Source organism: Dialister sp. UBA1703, from assembly GCA_002320515.1.
Classification (GTDB): Bacteria; Bacillota; Negativicutes; order Veillonellales; family Dialisteraceae; genus Dialister.
Genome location: DCJJ01000024.1, coordinates 4,052 through 9,257, shown reverse-complemented (window position 1 = coordinate 9,257; position 5,206 = coordinate 4,052). Strand labels below are relative to the sequence as shown.

Annotated in this window: 6 protein-coding genes; 2 read left to right on the top strand and 4 right to left on the bottom strand. The window is 52.2% G+C overall.

Annotated features, from left to right (window positions below):
• The first annotated feature begins 140 nt into the window (after positions 1-140).
• A complete protein-coding gene (locus B2Y11_RS01305; RefSeq protein WP_291055147.1) occupies positions 141-947 on the top strand; it encodes a shikimate dehydrogenase family protein in 807 nt (268 codons plus the stop codon).
• Entirely contained in the window at positions 944-1,450 is a 507-nt protein-coding gene (locus B2Y11_RS01300) for a shikimate kinase (RefSeq protein ID WP_291055144.1), read from the top strand. The genes B2Y11_RS01305 and B2Y11_RS01300 overlap by 4 nt, the downstream gene beginning before the upstream one ends.
• A 200-nt stretch (positions 1,451-1,650) precedes the next feature.
• Here B2Y11_RS01300 and B2Y11_RS01295 read toward each other — a convergent pair whose 3' ends face one another.
• The 4 genes from B2Y11_RS01295 to trmB all read right to left on the bottom strand — a co-directional run bounded on the left by B2Y11_RS01295 (position 1,651) and on the right by trmB (position 4,879).
• Entirely contained in the window at positions 1,651-1,860 is a 210-nt protein-coding gene (locus tag B2Y11_RS01295; RefSeq protein WP_291055142.1) for a tautomerase family protein, read from the bottom strand.
• 513 nt (positions 1,861-2,373) lie between these two features.
• Entirely contained in the window at positions 2,374-2,868 is a 495-nt protein-coding gene (locus B2Y11_RS01290; RefSeq protein WP_291055139.1) for a hypothetical protein, read from the bottom strand.
• A gap of 83 nt (positions 2,869-2,951) precedes the next feature.
• Complete coding sequence (locus tag B2Y11_RS01285; protein ID WP_291055136.1) at positions 2,952-4,256, bottom strand: FtsW/RodA/SpoVE family cell cycle protein; 1,305 nt, start codon at positions 4,254-4,256, stop codon at positions 2,952-2,954.
• On the bottom strand, positions 4,229-4,879 hold the full coding sequence (gene trmB / locus B2Y11_RS01280; RefSeq protein WP_291055133.1) for a tRNA (guanosine(46)-N7)-methyltransferase TrmB: 651 nt from the start codon (positions 4,877-4,879) through the stop codon (positions 4,229-4,231). Before trmB ends, B2Y11_RS01285 begins: the two co-directional genes overlap by 28 nt.
• Between the last annotated feature and the right edge of the window lie 327 nt (positions 4,880-5,206).

The window sequence follows — 5,206 nt, the reverse complement described above, 5'->3', positions numbered from 1 at the left end:
ACGAACCCTCCGGCCCATAGGGCCCATCCATCTTAAGAACCCTTTTTATGCACAACCCTTCTACACAACCCGCGGCGTCAGCCGCGCTCCCTTTTTTTAATTTGCGGCGAAGCCGCCACCATAGCAGAAAGGAGCCAATCATGAAACTTGGCCTTTTGGGAGAAGTGCTGGGACACAGCCTGTCTCCGGTCATTCACGAAAAATTATTTCAAAAACTGGGTATTTCCTCCACCTATGAACTGATCGAAATTCCCGGAGATACCTTTCAAAAAGACCTGCCCGGCCTCCTTGGCCGCTATGACGGGCTGAACGTGACCATTCCCTACAAGGTGGACGTCATCCCCTTCCTGGATGAACTGTCGAAGGAGGCAGCCACCATCGGTGCCGTGAACACCATCGCCCGCAAAAAGGGCAGGCTCATGGGCTTCAATACGGACTACATGGGATTTTCCCGCACCCTTGACCGCATCGACTGCCGCATGGAAGGAAAAGATGCGGTGGTGCTGGGCCATGGCGGCGCGTCCCGGGCCATCATCCAGTGCCTCTTCGACCGGAAGGCCGGCGCCATTCATGTCATCAGCCGCCATCCGGACAAGGTGGATGAAGATTTCCTTTCCTTTGCAGAAAAAAGAAATGTAAAAATCGAGAGCTATGACAGCCTGCAGGAAAAGGGGGATAGATACCTTCTGGTGAACGCCACCCCCGTAGGCATGTATCCCAAAACCGGCGTATCCCCCCTCCCCTCGGACATCGCCGCCGTTTTTCCCAGAGTGGTGGATATTATCTATAATCCGGCGGAAACGAAGCTCCTCCATGACGCCAGAGGCAAGTGCATGAACGGCATGTACATGCTGGTCATGCAGGCCATGGCGGCAGAGGAAATCTGGATGGACAGGGATATTCCGGAAAAAGTAATAGATGAAATCGTGGAGGAAATGGCCCAATGAAAAACATCGTCCTCATCGGCATGCCGGGCTGCGGCAAAACCACCTTCGGAAAGGCGCTGGCAGAAAGACTCTCCCGCCCCTTCGTGGATGCAGACCTCTACCTGGAAGAAAAGGAACAGCGGACAATCAAGAGCTTCTTTGCAGAAAGTGAAAAAGCCTTCCGGGATGCGGAAGAAAGAACCATCTGCGACCTGGCCGGGAAAGAGGGACTCATCATAGCCACCGGTGGCGGTGTGGTCAAGCGGGAAATCAATGTGGAAAGACTTCACAAAACGGGCCTCATCATCTTCATCGACCGGAAAGTGGAAGACATTGCAGGCGACGTGGAAGTAGAAAAAAGGCCCCTCCTGAAGGAAGGGCCGGAAAAGGTATTTGCCCTCTATAGAGAAAGAATCACCCTTTATAGAAAAGCAGCAGACCGGATACTGGAAAACCGGGGCAGAGAGGAAGAAGTCCTCTCCCGCCTCCTGGATATGGTGGATGGGACAGGGGGAAGAAATTAGAAGATAGAATATGGACAATCAGAGGTGAGACATCAGGCTTCCCGCCTTTTCGCCCTATGGTCATTTCGCGCTTAGAAACATGACGCAATGGGGAATCAGGGAAAGGGCAGAAAGGTCAGACCCAGCCTTCCCTGTTCTGTCCATGGTCATGGCCGCCGGCGAATACTCTTTCCTGTTCATAAAAGGCCCCTGGGGCCTTTTTATTTTTTCCTTTTCCCCCTTGCCACCAGAATGGGATTCCCACCCAATCCCCAGTTCTCCAGCGGAACCTCATCAATTACCACCACCGTGGTGGCAGGATTCTTGTGAAGCACATCAGCCAGAAGACCGGTCACACCGCTGATAAGCTGCGCCTTCTGCTCCGGCGTAACATTTCCTTCCTTCGTAATCTTGATATTGACGTAGGGCATAGAGAACCTCCTTATGTAATATATGAAATCAAAAGCTGTCATTATTATACAGGAGAGAAGGGGAAGAGAGATAGAGGGATAAAAAGGCTCTTAAGATGGACGGGTCTTAACCCGAGGGTCCCAGGTTTGACAGCAACTTCACCGCTGAAGGCTGTGGCATTGCCGCCTTTGGCGGCTAAAACCAAACAACCGGGCTTCGCCCGTGGAAATGCACCCCTTTTGGTGCTTTCTCCACGGGAAAGCGTCTCACTTGGTTCTCAGGTCGCTTTGCTCCCCTACGAACCAAGTTCGCTTGCCACCCTATTCAGGGGGGAGAATAGATCGCTCTACGCTTTCCTGCAGACTCATGTAGCACAATGCTGAGTGTCCATAGTTCCCCCGCTTCAGCGGGGGAAAGGTGGTGGCGCCAGCCACCAAAGGGGGAAACGCTTTTCCCTCGCCCGTCAGGGCGGTTGTATGATTTTCCTAACCCACCAGCTACCAGCCACTAATCTATCCCGGTCCCAGTCCCGCCTACCGTCTCCCCCGGTCCATAGCTGCCAGGAGGGTATTTTCTTTTCCTGCTGCATAGAGCATAAGGCCCCGGTAAATGGAAATAAGGAAGGGGGCTCTTTCTTTAGCAGGAGCGCTGTCCGGAATGATGGGAAATGCCCAGTCCGCTGCATAGACGAAGGCGGAGTGATATTCTTGTTTTTGGAAGAAGGAGAGTATATTTCCTTCTGCAAGGCTTATGCCATAGGCCTTGCTGCCTGAGAGGGCGAAGCCTTTTTTGCCTGCTTTCCCTGCCAGGAGGGCGAAGCGGCCTGCTTTTTCCGGGTTGTGGAAAAGGGCAAGGATATGGTTTTCCTTTATCTGTTCTATTTCTTCTTCCGAAGGTTCCTCTTCAAAGGAGAACGATACGTCCACCCCCATCTCGTGAAGAAGCTGTGCTGCTTTTTTCAGGAGAACTGCAGCATGGGATTCTTCCTTGAAGAAAACCCATACCCTGAGTGAAGTATTTCGTGTCATTTTTATTTCTCCATAAAATAAAGGATGTGAAAAAAATGGTTATCATTTCTTCACAGCCTCTTTTCATCATATATTTAATAGATTTACCGGGAACCGTAAACAGAGCCGGACAGTTCACCGAAGGAAAGGGGGCGCCCTTCCATGGCGGCAATCCGTTTTTTCCGTTCCTCTTCATCATATTCCCGAAGGCTCTGGGTGGCGGTGCCCCAGATGAGGCCCAGGGCGGCTATGTTCATGAGAAGGGAGGTGCCGCCGAAGGAGATGAAGGGAAGGGGGATGCCGGTGACAGGGAACCAGCCGATAACCATGGCAATGTTTACCAGTCCCTGGACGGAAATGAGAAGGGTCAGTCCGTAGACCAGTAAAGCCGGATAGGTCTGTTTCAGTTTTCTTCCCACCGACAGGCCGTAAAGCATGAAGGCCATGTAGAGGCAAAGCACCACTGCCGAGCCTACGAATCCATATTCCTGGCTGAATACGGCATAGGCGAAGTCGGTGTACTGTTCCGGCAGGTAAAGGAATTTAGAAAATCCCTGTCCCATGCCCTGTCCCAGCACGCCGCCGGAGCCTACGGCGATAAGGCTCTGCATGGTCTGGTATCCCATGCCTTGGGCGTACTCCTCAGGATGAAGGAGCACCACCAGCCGGGCCATACGATAGGGAGCCATCACAGCCAGGCCGATGAAAGCCACGAAGGCTGCACCTATGGAAATCAAAATTTCAAGAAAAGGCATACCTGCAATAATGTAGAGGAGTCCCGGAAAGATGAGAATCATGCCGGCGGTGCCCATGTCCGGCTGCTTCAGTACGAGAAGGGCCATGATGAGGGGCATATAGAAGGGTGTGAAATAATGGAAAAGGCCGGAAAAGGAGGCGCCCTTCTGCTTCTTCAGAGACGGAATAAAAAGAGCGGCCAGGGGAAGAAACAAGTGCCCCAGAATAGACATGCCTTTATGGGCATCCACCTTTTTCGAAAGATAGGCCGACGCCCAGATCAGCCCGGTGACCTTGGCGATTTCCGAAGGCTGGAGGGACACGGGACCCAGGGAAATCCAGCGGGTGGCGCCGTTCACCGTGCGGCCTGCCACCATGACCAGAAGAAGAAGTCCTATGGTACCAAGGCACCAGAGGATGGCCCCTTTCTTAATGAAATGATAATTAATCCGGGACAGCACAAAAGCAAAGGCCACGCTGACCGCCAGGAACACCAGATGCCTGATAATATGGCTGTACGGACTGGCGCCGGATTCCATATTCATATAATAAGTGGAGCTGTATACATTGAAGGCCCCCAGGATAATCAGTATTCCTGCCACAATGAACATTTTCTGCAATGCCCGAGGCGCATACTTCATATCAATCAGGGGCGTCTCGCTACGAGACGACATACCGGATTCCCCTTTCTGGAGAACTTTTCCTCATACTCCGTTTCCACGTCCCCTTCCACCGGAGCGGCGTGAAGGTCGTAGGTCATCTGGGAAAGTTCCCAGCCCATCGCTTTAAATTCTTCAATGGAAAAATCAAAAAGATCCTTATTGTCAGTTTTGAAACGGATTTCTCCGCCCTCCTTCAGAATAAGGGCATACCGTTTCAGGAAATCCCTGTAAGTGAGCCTCCTCTTGGCATGGCGCTTCTTCGGCCAGGGATCGCTGAAATTGAGGTAAATCACATCCACCTCCCCTTCGCCGAAGATGTTTAGGATTTCACTGACATCTCCCAGAATGAGACGTACATTGGTAAGGGGCGGATCCTTCTCTGCCGTCTTCTTGGCAGCATAGTAAATAACCCCCTCCTGCACCTCCATGCCCACAAAATTCACATCGGGGTGAATGGATGCCATGCCGGAGATAAACTGGCCCTTTCCGGTGCCAAATTCCACATGGAGCTCATTTTCCGGATGTGGGAAGACGCTGCGCCACTCCCCTTTCCTGTCGGTAGGTTCCTCCAGGTAAAGAATGTCTGTATAATCTTTGATTGCTTCATCAATCCACGGTTTCCTGCGAAGCCTCATATATCCTCCTCTTTATCATGGGAAATTGTATGTATTGGGATTCTGTATTCTCTTATAGTATCACAGCCCCGCCTGTTTGTCACAGAGAGGCTCAACAGGAAGGGGTAACGGCCCTCCGGGCTGAAGGTTGTGGTGGCGGCACAGCCGCAGTATAAAAAGGGGCGCGGCTTCACCGCAGGTTGTGTAGAAGGGTTGTGGCTGAAAAGGTTCTTAGGATTGACCGGCCTTTGGCGGTCGGGTTCTTAGGTTTGACGGCGCCTCCGCCGCCGAGGGTTGTGGATTGCCGCTACGCGGCAATGATTATGAAGTCAGCGTTACGGGACTTGC